Below are 17,394 nucleotides of genomic sequence, written 5' to 3' on the forward strand. Positions count from 1 at the left end.
CGCATGAACGCCATGGAGACCTTCCCGAAGATCATCTCGGTGGACGACCACACGGTTGAGCCCCCCAACGTCTGGCGGGACCGGCTCCCGTCCAAGTACAAGGACATCGGTCCGCGGATCGTCCGCGCCCCCTTGAAGGAAATGACCTTCCTGGGAGGCAAGTTCGCGCCGGTCATGGGCGCGAAGGGCGACGAAGGCCCGATCGGGGACTGGTGGGTGTACGAGGACCTGCACCGGCCGCTGACGCGCCTGGACACGGCGGTGGGCTACGACAGGGACGAGATACGCCTCGAAGTCATCACGTACGAGCAGATGCGCCCGGGCTCCTTCTCGGTGCCCGAGCGGCTGGCGGACATGGACGTGAACCACGTCCAGTCGGCGCTCTGCTTCCCGACCTTCCCGCGCTTCTGCGGCCAGACCTTCACGGAGGCCAAGGACCGGGAACTGGGGCTGCTCGGCGTCCGTGCGTACAACGACTGGATGGTGGACGAGTGGTGCGGCCCGCTGGCCCAGGGCCGGCTGATCCCGCTCACCCTCGTACCGCTGTGGGACGCCCGGCTGGCGGCGGCGGAGGTGCGCAGGAACGCGGCGCGGGGGGTGCGGGCGGTCGCCTTCTCCGAGATACCGCCGCATTTGGGACTTCCGTCCGTCCACGGCGACGAGTGGGACCCCTTCCTGCAGGCGTGCGACGAGACGGGGACGGTGATCGCGATGCACATCGGCTCGTCCTCGAAGATGCCGTCGACGTCGGCGGACGCACCGCCCGCGGTCGGCTCGACGATCACCTTCGCCAACTGCTGCTTCTCGATGGTCGACTGGCTGATGAGCGGCAAGTTCGAGCGCTTCCCGAACCTGAAGATCATGTACGCGGAGGGCCAGATCGGCTGGATCCCGTACATCCTGGAGCGCGCGGACGTGGTCTGGGAGGAGAACCGCGGCTGGGGCGGAGTGGCGGACAAGGTGCACCGCCCGCCGTCGGAGCTTTTCGCGGAGCACGTGTACGGCTGCTTCTTCGACGACGCCTTCGGCCTGAAGAACCTGGACGCGATCGGAGTCGGCAACGTCCTGTACGAGACGGACTACCCGCACTCCGACTCGACGTGGCCGAAGTCGAAGGAGGTCGGCGAGTCGCAGATGGGCCACCTGTCCGGGGACGTGGTCGACCAGATCGTGCGCGGCAACGCGATCGAGCTGCTGGGACTCACGGGGGAAGGGCTCTGGGCGGGCTGACCGCTGCTGCTGCCGCTGCGAGTCGTGCACGTGGCGCGCTGCCTGCGCAGGCAGCGCGCCACGTGCGGAAGCGAGGTGCGCCTACGGGAAGTCGGTCTCGATCAGCGTGCCGTCGGGGCCCATGGTGTAGACGCGCGGCGGACCCATGGCTTCCACGGCTCTCTTGAGCTCGGCTTCGCGCTCTTCGGGGCTGGGACCGTGCGGGTCCTGCACCCGGAAGCCGTGGAGTTGAATGCTGTACGCATCGATGTCGTCGGGGTCGGGCATGCCTTCCTGGATGAACCCGCAGAGCGCCCGCAGCGCGTCTTCGCCGAAGTCCAGCGGGTGGAACGGGAGCGCGTACGGCTCGTCCTCCTCGCCCGGCCAGGGAATGATCTCCGCGGGTCGGTCACCGGCCCAGTAGGGAAGTTCGAAGGGGAGCGGTTCGCCGATGTTCTCGATGATGCCGTGCTCCGGGGACACGCTCAGCGAGCGGACGAGGTGCCCGTCTTCCCACACGGCGAAGGCGAGGCAGTCGATGACGCTGTGCATGGCGTGGAGGACCAGACGCCGGCCGGCGCCGGCGGCGACCAAGTGGTCAGGCAACTGCGACGGACAGTCGATCATCACCCGCCGATCGCAGACGATCTCCAGGCCGGGCCAGCTGGCCGCGTAGGCGGTCCCGTCAGGCGGGTAGACGCCATCGGACAGGTTCGAACCCGCGCTCCTCTCGATCTCCCAACCCGGGTAGAGCCGCTCCATCAGGGCAGAAGTCGGCTCCTCGGCCGCGGCTCCCACCTGACGCAGCGCGGCGGCCACGTCCCCGTCCGCGTAGACCAGCAGACCTGTCTTCGCTCCCACAGACCCTCCCCAGGGTGCAGCTCTTCTCTTCGCTTTCAGGCCGCACCGTAGCGGTGAGCACTGACAATGCGGGCTCGGTGCGCGGGCAGACCTGTCACGCGGTGAACCGCTCCGGGCGGAAGTCCGTAAGCAGCTCGTCCCGCTTGCCGGTGAGGATCTCCGAAGCGAGTAGTCGGCCGATGACAGGACCGAGCGTGATGCCGCTGTGGGTGACGGCTTCGTAGTAGCCCGGCAGGGACGGCACTGGTCCTACCGAGGGGAACCCGTCGGCCGGGATGGGCCGGTTGGCCACCCGTGTCCGTGCGATGCGGGAGTCGCCGAGGTCGGGAACCACTTGCCCGGCCAACTCGCGCAGCAACAGCGCGAGTTCCCCTGGCTCCTTGCCTGTGTCGATCAAGGCGTCGATCTCGCGGCTGTGGAGGACCACCGAAGCGTCGCCGTCGGGACGGATCTCCACGTGCGGCGCGTGCATGGCCCGGTGGACCGGGACCTGTGCGCAGTCGAGCCGGGTGACCACTCCAGGCTCCCGGCGCATCGGCAAGTGCCGTGCGACGAGCCCCGCGACCTGGGAGGCGCTGGGGCCTGCCGCGTTCACGACGATGTCGACGTCGAGACTGCTGCCGTCGGACAGGGTGAGCGTCCGGATACCTCCGTCCGAACGGGTGCCGATGTCCCGGACCGCGGCGCCGTACCGCTGCTCGGCGCCGGCCGCGACGGCCTGGCCGACCAGCCGGTCGACGAGATGGCGCCCGTGCACCCAGGCCTCGTCGGGGTAGAACACGACGGGGACCGCGTCGGGCAAGGCGAGCGCGGGTTCGAGGCGGCGGCGCACCTCGGCCCCCGTGCGCACTTCGGTCTGATAGTCCCAACTGGTCAGTAGAGCAGCCGTCTTGAGGAGTCCCGCCTCCGCTGCGGGATCGTCCGCCCAGCGCAGGTGGCCACTGGGGTGCCACCATGAATCCGGCTGCCCGACGGTCCGGGCGAGCTCCCGGTACGCCTCCATGCCCGCGACGTTCAGGTCGAAGTAGGACCTGCGCACGGTCTTGTTGCTGGCGTTGACCCAGGAGAAGGACCAGTTGGTGACGCCTTCGCCCGGCTGATCCGCGTCGATGAAGACCACCCTCGCGCCGAGCCGGGCCAGGTTCCAGCCGACACTGGCCCCGAGGATGCCCACGCCGATGACAGCAACACGTTCCGACCTCATGAACGCTCCCTTCCCGGTCACAAGTTGGTGCGCAACGTCACCGCCTGGCTCGTGAAGCCGCTCCGCTCGTAGAAGCGGATCGCCTGGCTGTTGCTCGCATACGCGGTCACCTCGGCCAGTTCGGCGCCTGCTTCCTTCGCCCAGGCGGAGAAGTGCTCCACCAGCCGCACTCCGAGCCCGCCACTGCGGTGGGCCGGGCGCACGTACAGGCTCATCAAGGTGGCGACCTTGACCGGCTGCCGCGCCGTCGCCTCGGCCACGGCCCCCGTGAGGTGAGCGACGATCTGCCCGCCGGACTCCGCGACGAGTGTGAGCCTGCTCGGGTCGTCGATCCCCGCGGCGAAGCGTTCAGGCCCGGCCTCCAGCGGCCAGTTGATGTTGATGCTCGGGTCCCGCGTCCCTGCATCCTCGGCGAACAGCGCACCGCTGGACGCCACCAGGCCCTCAAGATCAGGCAGTTGAGCTCGGCGGACGGTGACCTCATGGTGTTGATCGCTCATGCCTCACGACGTTAGACCAGGGCGCTGACAACGACCCCTGCGAACCTGCGCCATATCGGGTGCGAGGTTGCGGCGACGTGAACCGGTTTTGGCGGTTGTGCAGCTAAATCGCCGTCCCGCTGCGCGTCGGGGTCGGCGAACCTATCCTGACAACTTGTGACGGATACGACCTGGGGGGGTCATACGTGATGAAGGCAGCAGACAAGGGAACATCAGTGTTGAAGTCGGGGGTCAAGCGGCTTTTGCGGCGTACTGGATTCGACGTCGTGCGGAGCGCCAACAACCTCGGCGGCATCGACGACTTCATCCCGTTCGAAGCAACGATGCGGGCCGCCCGGGCGGCCGGTCTGCCGGTCGGTGACTACATCGACGAGGTCGTGAACGGGACACCTGGCGCCACCCAGTCCACCATCGATGAACTCCGTGCCCTCGGTGTCTACGCCGCCGGCCCGGACACGGTGCTGGAGATCGGCCCCGGGTCCGGACGGTACCTGGAGAAGACGCTCAAGGAGTGTTCGCCGAGCCGCTACGAGATCTACGAGACGGCGGCGCCCTGGGCCGACTACCTGGTGAACACGTTCGGCGTGGTCGCCCGACCGACCGAAGGATCCAGTCTCGCCCCCACACCCGACGGCAGCATCGATCTCGTTCATGCGAACAAGGTCTTCAACAGCGTGACCTTCCTCTGCGCCTCCCGCTACTTCTTCGAGATGGCACGGGTCACGCGGCCCGGCGGCAGGATCGTCTTCGATGTCATGACGGAGACCTGCCTGGACCCGGCCGCGGTACGCGCCTGGGCGACGCAGGGCGGCGCGGGACACGACTCCTACCCGGCCGCGATTCCGCGCCGGACCTGCGTGGACCTCTTCGCCAGCCTCGGCTGCACCCTGGAGGCCGGCTTCCTCGCACCCATGGGTGTCGCCTCCACGGAGGTGCTCGTCTTCGCGAGGGACGCCTGACCCTCAGTGAGGGAGCCTTGTCTCCGCGTCGAGCACCGCCTCGTCCACCTGTTCCGCAGTGAGGCCGACCGCGGTCGACAGGTCCGCGCCGAGCAGGCGGGTCTCCGCGAGATGCGCCTCCTTGAGGGTGGCGCCGCGGAGATCGGCCCCTCTCAGGTAGGCCCCTTCGAGGTGGGCGCGGTTGAGCCACGCGTCGCCGAGGCGGGTCTCCCTCATCCATGCCTTCTCCAGGTGGGCGCCGATGAGGTTGGCTCCCTCCAGGCGTGCGCCTGCGAGGCGCACACCTTCCAGCCGGGCGTCCTGAAGGTCTGCTCCGCGCAGGTCGGTCCGCCGGAGGTCTATCCGAAAGGGTTCCTGCACCACGGGCCTTCTGCCCAGCACCGTCAACGCGGCCTGGACGGACTCCTCCGGCTGCGCTGCCGGGGCCGGCTCCGTGCCGGGCTCCACCGACGCCTGGTCCCGTACGAACGCGGCGAGGACCTCGACCACGGTGAGGTGGTCCTTGGCGGAGTCCCTCATGATCCGTTCCAGGGCGTAGAGAGCGCCCAGACGCTCGACCGCACGTTCCGACGCCAGCAGCTTGATCGCTTCCACATAGCGGCTGGTGACCTGCCCGTCCCGTGCGATCTCGGCCTGCTCGCGGTCCCGTTCGCGGGTGTGCCGCAGCGTACGGTCGGTGTAGTAGAGGCCCGCCCCGGCCACCGCACCCGCGCCGAGCGCCACCAGCGTCGTGCGGAATCCGGTGATCACCACGCCGTCGGCCGGGCGGAGTTGTGCGTGACGCAGCCGATCGCCGTCCAGCCACCACGGGCCCTGCCACAACAGCAGGGCATAGCCGACGAATACGGCGGCCAGAAGTGCAAGCACCAGTGCGCGCGTCCGGCTGCGTCTCATACGCAGGAGTATGTCCCCGGCGCAGGAGCCGCACGCTTGAGTGTCGTCACCCCCGCCGCAACAGTCCCCGGTCCAGCGCGACCACCACCGCACGCGTGCGGTCGTTCACGTCCAGCTTTGCGAACAGGCGCAGGAGGTGGGTCTTCACCGTGGCCTCCGCGATCACCAGGCGGCGGCCTATCTCCGCGTTGGTCAGGCCGTCGGCCACCGCGTTCAGGACGTCCGACTCGCGTGCGGTGAGCGGGACTTGTACCGGCCGGCGCATCTTGGCCACCAGGCGTTCCGCCACCCTCGGCGCGAGCACCGTCTCGCCCCTCGATGCCGCGTGGATCGCCGCGACCAGCTGTTCGCGCGTCGTGTCCTTGAGGAGGTAGCCGATCGCGCCCGCCTCCACGCCGCGTTCGATCTCCGCGTCCGTGTCGTACGTCGTCAGGATCAGCACCCGGGTCCCGGGGTGGCGTGCCACGATCTCCGTCGTCGTCGCGACTCCGTCGAGGACCGGCATACGGAGGTCGACCAGCGCCACGTCGGGGGCGTGTTTCTCCACCAGGTCCAGGGCCTCGCGGCCGTCGCCCGCCTCGCCGACTATCTCGATGCCGGGCTCGGCGGCGAGCAGGGCCACCACCCCTGCGCGCATCACCGTGTGGTCGTCCACCACGATGATCCGGAGCTTCGCGTGGTCGCTCATGCCGTTGCCTCCGTGGGGATCATCGCCAGGACCCTGGTGCCGTCGCCCAGTGAACTCGTCACCGTCAGTTCGCCGCCGAACTCCGCCAGCCGCTTGCGCATGCCGTCCAGGCCGAAGCCCTGCGCCCGGCCGTACACGAAGCCTCTCCCGTCGTCGGTGATCTCCAACTCCACGCCGTGCGCCTCCTGTACGAGCAGCACGCTCACCGTGGAGGCCGCCGCGTGTTTGCGTATGTTGGACAGGGATTCCTGGGTGCAGCGCAGGAGCGCGATGCGCGTCGGCTGGTCGCAGGTGACGTCCGCCAGGTCCGCGTCGACCAGCAGGCCCGTGTCCTCCGCGAAACGGTCCAGGGTCCGGCGCAGCGTCTGCGCCACCGTGCCCGCCGCGAGTCTGCTGTGCTGCTCCGAGCCGACCAGGACGCGTGCCTCGGCGAGGTTCTCGCGTGCCGTGTTCTCGATCGAGCGGAGCTGCTGGACGCTGGTCGCCGGGTCTGCGGTCAGGCCTGACCTCGCCGCTTCCGCGTGCACGATGATCGACGCGAAGCCCTGCGCGAGCGTGTCGTGGATCTCGCGTGCGATCCGCTGCCGCTCCTCGTCCGCGCCCTGGCGCTGGTGCGCCTCGGAGAGCGCGGCCTGGGTCTCCTTCAACTCCGCGAGCAGGCGGGCCCGTTCGTTGCTCTGGCCCACCACCGCGTGCAGCCACACACCCATCAGGCCCCCCACCGCGACGACGATGAGGGTGGAGACCACCGTGGAGGCCACGTAGTTGGCGCTCCAGCTCTGCCGGATTCCGTTCGCGACCAGGGTGAATGCGGTCGTCAGGCCCATGAACGACAAGGTGACGCCCATGGTCCTGCCGTACAGCCAGAAGTGCGGCAGCGTCACGATGAACAGCGCCGCGTAGCTGTTGTGCGCGAGGTACGCGAGTGCGCCGAGGCCGAGAGAGAGGATCAGGAGGTAGCCGTGGGGGCGCAGTACGCGGTTGTCGGGGTAGCGGTCGACCGCCGCGTACGCGAGGACCACGACCGCCAGGACCGCGAGCGCCCCGTACGTGTACCCGCCCGGTCGGCCCGGCACCATCAGGCCCGCGGCCATGATGCCGAACAGGACCCAGATCACGATCCGCCACTGCCGCAGGGCGCCCAGCCAGAACGGGTCCGCAGCCGGGCCGAAGGCCGAGCCGCTGAAGAAGTTCCGGCGGCCGGCCTCCACCCATTTCGTCATGCGGTTCAACTTACGTGCGCTGTCATCTCGTGGTCGGCGGCTGTGGTTTGGATCACAGGGGAGCCTGATGCTGATGCCTGGGCCCGCCGCATTCCACGCGAGGGCCACCAACTGGCGTTCCCCAGCAGGAGCATGGCCGCCGGCAGGATCATGAGCCGTACGACCAGCGCGTCGAGCAGCACCGCCACCGCGAGCACCAGGCCCATCTGCTTCATCTCCATCAGGTGGAGGAAGACGTAGCTGCCGAAGATCGTCACCATCACCAGGGCCGCGCTGGTCACCACGCTCGCCGAGCTGCGGATTCCGTAGATGACCGCCTGCCGGGTGGGCACGCCCTTCAGCGCGGCCTCCCTGATCCGGCTCACCACGAACACCTGGTAGTCCATCGAGAGCCCGAAGAGGATCACGAAGAGGAAGAGGAGGACGTGGGATCCGATCGAGCCTGTCGAGTCGAAGTTCAGCAGGCCTTCCGCCCACGTGCCCTGGAAGACCAGGACCAGCACACCGAGCGAGGCGGCGGCGGACAGTGCGTTGAGTACGACACCGAGCAGGGCCAGGACCACGGAGCGGAACGCGAGCAGCGTCATCAGGAAGGTGACCAGGGCCAGTGTGCCGAGCACGAGGGGGAGCTTGCTGTTCTGGTGGGCCGGGTAGTCGGCGAGGCGGGCCACGTCGCCGGTCACGCCCGTCTCGGCGGCTGTGATGCGACCGGTCGTCGCGGGTACGTAGGTGTCGCGGATGTGGTCGAGGGAGCGGGCGGCGGCCTCGGAGTTCCCTGCGTACGGCACGGAGAGTTCGAGGACCGTGATCCGGTGGTCGGCGGATGTCCGGAGCTTCGGAGTTCCGGGTCCGGTTGCGGTGAACAGCGGGTCGGCCGTGGCGCGGCGGCCGAGGTCGGTCAGGGCGGCGGCCACTTCGGTGGCACGCGCGGCTTCGGCTCGTACGACCACCTGGTGCTTGACCCGCAGGTCCGGGTAGGCGGCGTTGAGGCGGTCGTACGACTGCATGGCGGGGATGTCGCGGGAGAAGGTGTCGCGCTGCATCTCCGTCACCTTCAGGCCGGCGAGGGGGAGCGAGAGGCCGAGCAGGAGCAGCACCGAGACGCAGAGCGTGATCGCGGGGTGCTTGCTCGCGGGCTTGAGGAGGGCGTTGAACAGCTTGCCGCCGTTGTCGGACTTCTGGGCCCTTCCCGTGCTCCTGGTCGGGGGCTTCCCCTGGGCCGCACGGCGCTCGGCCCGGCGTTCGGTGCGCTTGCCGATCTTGACGAGCAGGGCGGGGAGGACGGTGAGAGAGCTGATCATCGCGACCAGGACGACCAGGACGGTGCCGGTGGCGAGCGAGGCGAAGATGACGTCGGAGGCCAGGTAGAGGGTGGCCGTCGAGGCGATGACCGCGAAGCCGGAGACCACGATCGCCCGGCCCGAGGTCGTTGCGGCCAGTTCTACGAGGGCTTCGGAGCTGAGGCGGCCGCCTGAGCGGGCGCGCTCCTCGCGTTCGCGCTTGAGATAGAAGAGCGTGTAGTCGACGCCGACCGCGAGGCCGATGAGGAGGATGACGTTGGTGCCCACGCCCGCGTCGGGGGACAGGTGCGAGGCGACCATGGAGAGGCCGATCGCGGCCGCGATGGAGGTCAGCGCGAGCAGGAGCGGTACGCCGGCCATCACGACGGAGCCGAAGACGAGCAGGAGGGTGACCAGCGTGACGGGCAGGCTGATCATCTCGGAGAGCGCGAGGTCCTTGCCGCGCTGGTCGTTGACTCCCTTGCTGATGGAGGGAGATCCGGTCTCCTCGATGAGGAGGTCGGGGTGCGCCTTCTGTACGGCGGCGGTCTGTTCGGTGAGCGGCGGGACGTTCTTCTTGCCGTCCTGTTCCGCGCCCTTCATCGTCACGTTGACCATGAGGTGACGGCCGTCGGCCGAAGCGCGCGGTGCGGCCACGGACGCGACCTCCGGGAGCTTCTTCATCCGGGCGGTGACATCCGCCGCCGCAGCGTCGGCGGCGGGCTTGTCGAGCGCACCGGACCGCGAGGAGATCAGCACCTGCTCGGCGGGCTTCTTCTGCAGATGGCCCTCGGTCGCCATCGCCTCGGCGCGGCCGGCCTCACCGACGCCGAAGTCGGAGGACTGAGCGGTGTGCGTACCGACCGTGATGCCGATGCCGAGGCACAGGACCACGAACACGAGCCATCCGACGATGGCCTTCCAGGGGTGCCGGGCGCTCCAGCGGGCGGCGCGTACAGGGAGTTGATTCATGAGAGAAATGCTGTCCGGCCGGGGGGTGTTGGCGTGAGGATCACCTGGTTGTACTTCGCGTCCACCGATCGGTTGACGCGGGTGGGGTGCGGGGGTGCGGGGCGGGTGGTGGGCTTTGGGTGGGGTCCGGGGCTCAGCCCCCCAAGGCCCTCATCCTTCCGCTTCCCCGCTCCACCCCCTTGTCTGATGACCCGTCAGCAACCACCATGGTGCGGCAATGGAATTGACGAACCGTCAGATCATGGCCGTAGGGGGTCCGCATGGTCCACGTCCTGCCAGAGGGGCGACTCGCGTACGGGATGCAGCTCCCCATCCAGTCCCAGAGCGCCATCTACGCCGAGTCCTGGGAGGCGTCGGCCACCCCCGACGACCTCGCCGAGATCGCCCGTACCGCCGACCGCTCCGGGTTCGCGTACATCGCGAGCTGTGACCACGTCGCCATCCCGCGCCGTCTCGCCGAGGGCATGTCCACCGTCTGGTACGACCCGGTGGCCACGCTCGGCTTCCTCGCGGGGATCACCACCCGCGTCCGCCTGATGAGCCATGTCGCCGTCGTCGGGCTGCGGCATCCGCTCATCACCGCCAAGCAGTACGCGACCCTCGACCACCTCTCCGGCGGACGGCTGATCCTCGGGGTCGGGGCCGGGCACGTGCAGGAGGAATTCGACGCCGTCGGGGCCGACTTCGAGCACCGGGGGCCCGTGCTCAACGAGACCATCGACGCGCTCAAGGCCGCCCTCGGGCCCGAGGAGTACCCCGAGCACCACGGCGAGCGCTTCGACTTCAGCGGGCTCGGGCAGCTGCCCCGCCCCGCTCAGGAGCGCGTGCCGATCTGGGTCGGCGGGTCCTCGCCCGCCGCCGTCCGGCGGGCGGCCGAGCGTGCCGACGGGTGGCTTCCGCAAGGCGATCCGCGCAGTGAACTGCCCGGTCAGATCCGGAAGTTGAAGGATCTGCGGGAAGCCGCCGGTGTGCAGGAGCCGATCACCGTCGGCGCCATCACCGAGCCTCTGTACGTCGGCGAGCCCGACTGGCCCACCGGCCGCCGCACCCTCACCGGAAAGCCCGACGCCATCGCCGCATCCCTCAGGGAGTACGGGGAGATGGGTGTGCATCAGATCCAGATCCGGTTCCGCTCACGGAGCCGCAGCGAACTCACCGACCAGATGGCGGCCTTCGCCGCCGACGTTGCACCCCAACTGAACTGAGGAGCACGGGACATGGGCAAGCTTGACGGACGCGTCGTCGTCATCACCGGCGCCGCACGCGGGCAGGGCGAGCAGGAGGCGCGGCTCTTCGTCGCCGAGGGCGCGAAGGTGCTCCTCGGGGATGTGCTCGACGATCTCGGCGAGGCGCTCGCCAAGGAGCTGGGGGACAAGGTCGCCAAGTACGTCCATCTCGACGTGAGCCAGGAGGAGGAGTGGGTCGCCGCCGTCGCGGCGGGTGTCGAGGCCTTCGGGAAGATCGACGGGCTCGTCAACAACGCCGGGATTCTTCGGTTCAACGAGCTCGTCGACACGCCCCTGGAGGAGTTCCAGCAGGTCGTGCAGGTCAATCAGGTCGGCGCCTTCCTGGGGATCAAGCACACCGCTCCCGCCATCGCGGATGCCGGCGGCGGCACCATCGTCAACACCGCCTCGTACACCGCGCTCACCGGCATGGCGGTCGTCGGTGCGTACGCCGCCACCAAGGCCGCCATCCTCGGGCTGACCCGCGTCGCCGCGATGGAGCTGGCGCGCAAGAAGATCCGGGTCAACGCCATGTGCCCGGGCGCCATCGACACCCCGATGAGCAACCCCGCCCAGCTCGACCCCAATGCGGATGCCGACGCGATGTCCGCCGCCCTGGACGACCTCTACAAGAAGCTCGTGCCGCTGGAGCGCGTGGGCAAGCCGGAGGAGGTCGCGAAGCTGGCGCTCTTCCTCAGCGCGGACGACTCCTCGTACATCACCGGACAGCCCTTCGTCATCGACGGGGGATGGCTGGCCGGGGTCAGTCTCTTCTGACCGCCCCCGACTGCTTCTGATGGGTCGTCAGGTATTGACGGTCCCCGGCCCCGGTGTCAGAGTCGAAGCCATCGGATATCTGACGCAGTGTCAGAAACTCAGAGGACGGTGAACCTCCTTGGAATTCGGGATCTTTGTACAGGGATACGTGCCGGACGACCGGCGTGCTGTCGACCCCGAGGCGGAGCACCACGCGCTGATGGAGGAGACGGAGTACGTCATCCAGGCGGACCAGTCCGGCTTCAAGTACGCCTGGGCCTCCGAGCACCACTTCCTGGAGCAGTACTCGCACCTCTCTGCCAATGACGTCTTCCTCGGATACCTCGCCCACGCCACCGAGCGCATCCACCTCGGCTCCGGCATCTTCAACCCGCTCGCCCCGGTCAACCACCCGGTGAAGGTCGCCGAGAAGGTGGCCATGCTCGACCATCTCAGCGAAGGACGCTTCGAGTTCGGCAGCGGGAGGGGCGCCGGAAGCCACGAGATCCTGGGGTTCATGCCGGGCATCACCGACATGAACCACACCAAGGAGATCTGGGAAGAGACCATCGCCGAGTTCCCGAAGATGTGGCTCCAGGAGGAGTACCCCGGGTTCCAGGGCAAGCACTGGTCGCTGCCGCCCCGCAAGATCTTCCCCAAGCCGTACGGGGCCTCGCACCCGGGCATGTGGTACGCCGCCGGCTCCCCGTCCTCGTACGCGATGGCGGCGAAGAAGGGCCTCGGGGTGCTGGGCTTCAGCATCCAGAAGGTCTCCGACATGGAGTGGGTCCTGGAGCAGTACAAGACCGCCATCCAGGAGGCCGAGCCGATCGGCGACTTCGTCAACGACAACGTCATGGTGACGTCGACCGCGATCTGCGCGCCGACGCACGAGGAGGCGGTACGGATCGCGGCGGGCGCCGGCCTCAACCGGCTGCAGTCCCTTCTCTTCCGCTACCACGACACCTTCCCGCTGCCCGAGGGGATGCCGCGCTGGCCCGAGATGCTCCCCGACTTCACCGAGGAGATCATCGAACTCCTCATCCAGGACGAGCTGATGATCTGCGGCGACCCCGACGAGGTCCTCCAGCAGTGCAAGCGCTGGGAGCAGGCCGGGGCCGACCAGCTGAGCTTCGGGATCCCGATCGGGGTGAAGTCCGAGGACGTCCTGCAGACGATTCGGCTCGTCGGCGAGCACGTCATCCCGAAGATCGACTCCGACCCGGTGCACCGGACGACGCGCTTCCGGCAGGCAGCCGGCGCAGGCAAGTAGCAAGCAGCAGAGCGGGCGGCGGATCTTCCCGGATTCCCGTCGTCCGGTTCCGGCCGGGGTGCATGCGTGGCAGCGGCCTGCCCCGTGCACCCCGGCCGGACCCATGACCGGAAGTCACTTCGCAGTGAAGGGAATTGATCCCATGCTCGACCACCTCATCCGCAACGCGACCGTCGTGGACGGCACCGGCGCCCCCTCGTACGTCGCCGACATCGGAATCCGCGACGGCCGCATCGCCGTCATCGCCGAGCCGGGTACGGTCGCCGAGGACGCGACGACCGGCGAGGACGCGACGGGGCTGGTCCTGACCCCCGGCTTCGTCGACCCGCACACGCACTACGACGCCCAGCTCTTCTGGGACCCGTACGCCACCCCGTCCATGAACCACGGCGTGACGACGGTCGCCGGCGGCAACTGCGGATTCACCCTCGCGCCGCTCAATCCGGACCGCCCCGAGGACGCCGACTACACGCGCCGGATGATGTCCAAGGTCGAGGGCATGTCGCTCGTCGCACTGGAGGAAGGCGCGCCCTGGAACTGGTCCACCTTCGGGGAGTATCTGGATGCGCTGGAAGGGCGCATCGCCGTCAACGCCGGTTTCATGGTGGGGCATTGTGCGCTGCGGCGGCATGTGATGGGACCCGACGCGGTCGGCGGGCAGCCGAGCGAGGAGCAGCTCGCGGCCATGCTGCGGCTCTTCCACGAGGCGATGGAGGCGGGCGCCTGGGGGCTCTCCACCACCCAGTCCTCCACGCACTCCGACGGCGACGGGAAGCCGGTCGCCTCGCGCCACGCCAAGCCTGCCGAGCTGCTGGCCCTGTCGAAGGCCATCGGCGAGCACGAGGGCACCCAGATCGAGGCGATCGTGGCGGGATGCCTGGACCAGTTCGCCGACGAGGAGATCGATCTCTTCGTCGAGATGAGCGCGGCCGCCGGACGGCCCCTGAACTGGAACGTCCTGACGATCGACGCCTCCGTCCCCGAGCGCGTACCGCGCCAGCTGGAGGCGAGCGAGCGCGCGCGGAAGTCGGGCGGCCGGATCGTCGCGCTGACCATGCCGATCCTCACCCCGATGAACATGTCGCTCGGCACCTTCTGCGCACTGAACCTGATACCGGGGTGGGGCGAGATCCTCGGGCTCCCCGTCGAGGAGCGCATCGAGAAGCTGAGCGACGCGGGGGTGCGGGCCGAGATGCTGCGGCGCGCGGACTCCAAGGAGGCCGGGGTCTTCCGGCGGCTCGCCAACTTCGGCCGGTACGTCATCGGGGACACGTTCTCCGCGGCGAACGAGGGTCTGAGCGGGCGTGTGGTGAAGGACATCGCCGCCGAACGCGGCCAGGACGCCTTCCAGACCCTCGTCGAGATCTGCTCCAACGACCAGCTGCGGACCGTCCTTTGGCCCATGCCGACCGACAACGACCCGGCCAGCTGGGCGCTGCGGCAGGAGACCTGGGGGCACGAGGACGTGATGCTGGGCGGCTCGGACGCGGGCGCGCACCTGGACCGGATGTGCGGTGCGCCGTACACGACGCGCTTCATCGGGGACTGTCTGCGGGGGCGGAAACTGGTGGGTCTCGAAGCGGCCGTGAAGATGCTGACCGACGACCCGGCGCAGCTCTTCGGGCTGCGGGAGCGGGGGCGGGTGGAGGAGGGTTTCCATGCCGACCTGGTGCTCTTCGACCCGGAGCGGATCGACGCGGGCCCGGCGACGCTCGTGCACGACCTGCCGGGCGACTCGCCCCGGCTGGACTCGCGGGCCATCGGGATCGTGTCCGTACGGATCAACGGCGTGGAGACCATCCGCGACGACGAGATCACCGGGGCGATCCCGGGCAAGGTCCTGCGATCGGGCCGAGACACAAGGACGGTGTCCACCAAGTGAGTGCGGATCAGCGGCTGTTCGTGGGCGGGGAGTGGATCGAGCCGGACGGCGGTCACTATGAGGTGATCAATCCGGCGTCCGAGGAGGTCGTCGGGTACGCACCCGAGGCGAGCCGCGACCAGGTGTACGCGGCGGCCGCGGCGGCGCAGGAGGCCTTCGGGTCCTGGTCCCGTACACGTCCCGAGGAGCGGGCGGCGATCCTGGACCGGGCGGCAGGCATCATGCAGGCCAACTTCGTGCCGTACGCCGAACTCGCCCAGGCGGAGAGCGGCGCGACCGCCGGGACGGCGCGCGGGATGCAGGTCGCGGTGGGGGTCGCGCGCTTCAAGCGGTACGCGCGGGGCGCCCTTGAGCCGGTGGAGGCGGCGCTGCCCCCGCAGATCAACGAGGCGGGCCCGATGGGGAAGGCCGGGGTCTTCGGGGCGCTGACCGTGCGGCAGCCGGTGGGCGTCGTCACCTGCATCACCTCGTACAACAACCCATGGGCCAACCCCGCGGGCAAGGTCGCGCCCGCGCTCGCGATGGGCAACACGGTCGTCGTGAAGCCGGCCCCGCAGGACCCGCTCTCGGTCTTCCGCATGGCGGAGGCGCTGGAGGAGGCGGGAGTGCCGCGGGGTGTGGTGAACGTGGTGACGGGGTCGGCCCCCGCGGTCGGGGAGGCCGCCGTCGATTCGCCGGACGTGGACATGGTCAGCTTCACCGGGTCCACGGGGGTCGGGCAGCGGATCGGGGAGGTCTGCGGGCGGTCCATGAAGCGGCAGTTGATGGAGCTGGGCGGGAAGGGCGCGGCGGTCGTCTTCGACGACGCCGATCTGGACTCGGCGGTGGCCGGGATCGGGACGACGTACGCCTTCTACAGCGGGCAGATCTGCACGGCTCCCACGCGGGTGCTCGCGCAGCGCGGGATCTACGACCAGCTGGTCGAGAAGCTGGCCGGGTACATCGGGTTCATGAAGGTGGGGGATCCGGGGGAGAGGGGGACGGTGGTCGGTCCGGTGATCTCCGCCGCCCACCGCGACCGGGTCGAGTCGTATGTTGAGCTCGGTAAGAAGGAGGGGGCGACGGTCGTCGCGGGGGGTGAACGGCCTTCCATGGAGCGGGGGTTCTATGTCGCGCCGACGCTGCTCGCGGACTGCACCAACGACATGCGGGTCGTACGGGAGGAGATCTTCGGGCCCGTCGTCGTGGTCGTCCCCTTCGACGAGGAGGAGGAAGGCATCGCGCTCGCCAACGACAGCGACTACGGGCTCCTCGACTATGTCTGGTCGGGGGACGTGGCGAAGGCCTTCCGGGTCGCGCGGCGGCTGCGCGCGGGCGGGGTCGGCGTGAACACGATCGGCCGGAACATGGAGGCGCCGTTCGGCGGGTTCAAGCAGAGCGGGGTGGGGCGCGACGTGGGCTCGTACGCGCTGCACGCGTACAGCGAGATGCAGTCGATCGTCTGGCCGGGGTGACTTGGGCGATCTGGAGGCCGGGGGCGGGTCACTCGTGAGGGTGGCCCGCCTTCGTATGCCTGCGCTGGGAAGTGGATCTCCCTAGCTTCGCGCTCATGGTCACTTCCTCACACGAAGCCCTGCACCGGATCTTCCAGAAGGATCCCGGTGTCTTCGGCCGCACCTTCAGAACGCTGGGGCTCGACTTCCCCGAGCCGGTCGAGACGGCGCTGATGCCGACGGACCTGACGGAGACCGAGCCGCTGGAGCGGCGGGTCGATACGTTGCTGCGGATGGAGACGGCCGACGGAAGCGCCTACCTGCTGGCGGTGGAGGCGCAGAGCAGGCCGGACCCGCGCAAGCCGGCGAGCTGGTGCTATTACGCGGCCCACCTGCACGCCAAGTACCAGCTCCCCGTCATCCTCCTGGTCACCTGCCAGGACAAGGCCACCGCCCGATGGGCCTCGGGGCCCTTCACGGTCGGCCCCGCGGTCTGGCCTCTGCTCACCATGCGTCCGCTGGTCCTGGGCCCGCACAATGTGCCGGTGGTGGCCTCTGCGGACGAAGCGGCGCGCGATATTCCGCTGGCGACGCTCTCGGCCATTACACACGGCAGGGACCCGGGCGTCGCTGCCATACTGGAGAGACTTGCCGAGGCACTGAAAGCCACCGACGAAGAGACCGCAGCGATCTTCGCAGAGCTGACCGAACTCGGCCTGGGCAGCTACCCGGGCGCCACGATCTGGAGGCAACTGATGGCCGTCGACCTTTCCTTCTTCCGCTCCGAGACGTCGATGCGCCTGCGCCAGGAAGGCCGCGAGGAAGGCCGCGAGGAAGGCCTTGAGACGGGACGTATGCAGAAGGGCATCGAAGACGTGCTGCGCATCCTCGACCGGCGCGGACTTGCCGTCCCCGACCCGGTGCGTGAGCGGATCGAGGCATCTCGGGACCTTCAGGAGATCGAGGCGTGGTTCGACCGGGCGCTCACGGCGAGCGACGCCGGGGACCTGTTCGAGCCCGGGGGCTGAGCGCCC

The 17,394-nt window shown here is 69.1% G+C and carries 15 protein-coding genes; 8 read left to right on the forward strand and 7 right to left on the reverse strand.

The genetic code is table 11. The features are described from left to right. Nucleotides 1–12 precede the first annotated feature (12 nt). Nucleotides 13–1,230, forward strand: coding sequence for an amidohydrolase family protein (locus AB0H78_RS13690; RefSeq protein WP_363234680.1), 1,218 nt, complete (start codon nucleotides 13–15; stop codon nucleotides 1,228–1,230). Between the two features lie 81 nt (nucleotides 1,231–1,311). On the opposite strand, the gene AB0H78_RS13695 is transcribed toward AB0H78_RS13690, so the two are convergent. From AB0H78_RS13695 to AB0H78_RS13705, 3 genes are all read right to left on the reverse strand, one after another. Next, on the reverse strand, nucleotides 1,312–2,070 hold the full coding sequence (locus AB0H78_RS13695; RefSeq protein ID WP_363234532.1) for a hypothetical protein: 759 nt from the start codon (nucleotides 2,068–2,070) through the stop codon (nucleotides 1,312–1,314). Between the two features lie 94 nt (nucleotides 2,071–2,164). Next, the gene (locus AB0H78_RS13700; RefSeq protein ID WP_363234533.1) at nucleotides 2,165–3,274 is read right to left on the reverse strand and encodes an FAD-dependent oxidoreductase; all 1,110 of its coding nucleotides are present in this window, start codon (nucleotides 3,272–3,274) and stop codon (nucleotides 2,165–2,167) included. A 17-nt stretch (nucleotides 3,275–3,291) separates the two neighbouring features. Continuing rightward, nucleotides 3,292–3,774, reverse strand: coding sequence for a GNAT family N-acetyltransferase (locus AB0H78_RS13705; protein WP_363234534.1), 483 nt, complete (start codon nucleotides 3,772–3,774; stop codon nucleotides 3,292–3,294). Nucleotides 3,775–3,962: 188 nt separating this feature from the next. On the opposite strand from AB0H78_RS13705, the gene AB0H78_RS13710 reads away from it, so the two are divergent. After that, nucleotides 3,963–4,733, forward strand: coding sequence for a methyltransferase domain-containing protein (locus AB0H78_RS13710; RefSeq protein ID WP_363234681.1), 771 nt, complete (start codon nucleotides 3,963–3,965; stop codon nucleotides 4,731–4,733). A 3-nt stretch (nucleotides 4,734–4,736) separates the two neighbouring features. On the opposite strand, the gene AB0H78_RS13715 is transcribed toward AB0H78_RS13710, so the two are convergent. The 4 genes from AB0H78_RS13715 to AB0H78_RS13730 are packed head-to-tail and all read right to left on the reverse strand — an operon-like array spanning nucleotide 4,737 to nucleotide 9,790. Next, complete coding sequence (locus AB0H78_RS13715) at nucleotides 4,737–5,627, reverse strand: pentapeptide repeat-containing protein (RefSeq protein ID WP_363234535.1); 891 nt, start codon at nucleotides 5,625–5,627, stop codon at nucleotides 4,737–4,739. A gap of 46 nt (nucleotides 5,628–5,673) precedes the next feature. Continuing rightward, a complete protein-coding gene (locus AB0H78_RS13720; RefSeq protein WP_363234536.1) occupies nucleotides 5,674–6,315 on the reverse strand; it encodes a response regulator transcription factor in 642 nt (213 codons plus the stop codon). Further along, the gene (locus tag AB0H78_RS13725) at nucleotides 6,312–7,538 is read right to left on the reverse strand and encodes a sensor histidine kinase (protein ID WP_363234537.1); all 1,227 of its coding nucleotides are present in this window, start codon (nucleotides 7,536–7,538) and stop codon (nucleotides 6,312–6,314) included. The genes AB0H78_RS13720 and AB0H78_RS13725 overlap by 4 nt, the downstream gene beginning before the upstream one ends. 5 nt (nucleotides 7,539–7,543) lie before the next feature. Beyond that, the gene (locus AB0H78_RS13730) at nucleotides 7,544–9,790 is read right to left on the reverse strand and encodes an MMPL family transporter (protein ID WP_363234538.1); all 2,247 of its coding nucleotides are present in this window, start codon (nucleotides 9,788–9,790) and stop codon (nucleotides 7,544–7,546) included. 260 nt (nucleotides 9,791–10,050) lie between these two features. Here AB0H78_RS13730 and AB0H78_RS13735 point away from each other — a divergent pair, with 260 nt between their 5' ends. From AB0H78_RS13735 to AB0H78_RS13760, 6 genes are all read left to right on the forward strand, one after another. After that, a complete protein-coding gene (locus tag AB0H78_RS13735; protein WP_363234539.1) occupies nucleotides 10,051–10,995 on the forward strand; it encodes a TIGR03619 family F420-dependent LLM class oxidoreductase in 945 nt (314 codons plus the stop codon). A gap of 12 nt (nucleotides 10,996–11,007) precedes the next feature. Next, nucleotides 11,008–11,793: a glucose 1-dehydrogenase gene (locus AB0H78_RS13740; protein WP_363234540.1), complete on the forward strand. Its 786-nt coding sequence runs from the start codon at nucleotides 11,008–11,010 to the stop codon at nucleotides 11,791–11,793. 118 nt (nucleotides 11,794–11,911) lie between these two features. Then, a complete protein-coding gene (locus AB0H78_RS13745) occupies nucleotides 11,912–13,045 on the forward strand; it encodes an LLM class flavin-dependent oxidoreductase (protein WP_363234541.1) in 1,134 nt (377 codons plus the stop codon). Between the two features lie 142 nt (nucleotides 13,046–13,187). Further along, entirely contained in the window at nucleotides 13,188–14,927 is a 1,740-nt protein-coding gene (locus tag AB0H78_RS13750; protein ID WP_363234542.1) for a D-aminoacylase, read from the forward strand. Continuing rightward, nucleotides 14,924–16,381: an aldehyde dehydrogenase family protein gene (locus AB0H78_RS13755; RefSeq protein ID WP_363234543.1), complete on the forward strand. Its 1,458-nt coding sequence runs from the start codon at nucleotides 14,924–14,926 to the stop codon at nucleotides 16,379–16,381. The genes AB0H78_RS13750 and AB0H78_RS13755 overlap by 4 nt, the downstream gene beginning before the upstream one ends. A 95-nt stretch (nucleotides 16,382–16,476) precedes the next feature. Continuing rightward, nucleotides 16,477–17,388 (forward strand): hypothetical protein, encoded by a 912-nt coding sequence (locus tag AB0H78_RS13760; protein ID WP_363234544.1) that lies wholly within the window; start codon nucleotides 16,477–16,479, stop codon nucleotides 17,386–17,388. The last annotated feature ends 6 nt before the right edge of the window (nucleotides 17,389–17,394 follow it).

Origin of the sequence: Streptomyces sp. NPDC050738, from assembly GCF_040654175.1 — a bacterium.
Lineage (GTDB): Bacteria > Actinomycetota > Actinomycetes > Streptomycetales > Streptomycetaceae > Streptomyces.